Source organism: Peribacillus sp. NPDC056705 (assembly GCF_043656335.1).
On sequence record NZ_JBHTYI010000209.1, the window covers coordinates 830 to 1307 of the forward strand.

At 47.7% G+C, this 478-nt stretch carries 1 protein-coding gene; it reads right to left on the reverse strand.

The window, feature by feature from the left end; all coding sequences use genetic code 11:
- Positions 1-9: 9 nt before the first annotated feature.
- Positions 10-478 (reverse strand): carbohydrate ABC transporter permease (locus ACFRAK_RS28990; protein WP_394573197.1); only part of this gene is annotated, 469 nt, incomplete at its 5' end.

Sequence of the window (478 nt, forward strand, 5' to 3'; positions counted from 1 at the left end):
CTTGTATACTTAACCTTTGATTGCCCCAACCATGATGCCTTTTTCAAAATACTTGGACACAATCGGATAGAAAATCAGTACCGGGATACTCGAAACGACAACAACCGCATATTTAATGGACTGCTTGATCATGTTGACCTCGCTCTGGTTGCTGTTCATCATCGCCTGGTTCGCTGCATCCCCCATCTGGTTCTGCACCAGGATTTCTCTCAAGATCAGCTGCAGGGGAAACAATTCGCGGTTAGACAAATAAATCATCGCATCGAAGTAACCGTTCCACCGGCCTACGCCATAGAACATCATCATCACCGCGATGATCGGCGTCGATAACGGAAGTACCACCTTGAGCAGCAGCTGCATATCGGTAGCTCCGTCAATAAACGCACTTTCCTCCAGTTCGAGCGGAATATTCTGCTGGAAGTACGTACGCATGATAATCATGTTGTATACGCTAACGGCTCCCGGCAAGATCATGACC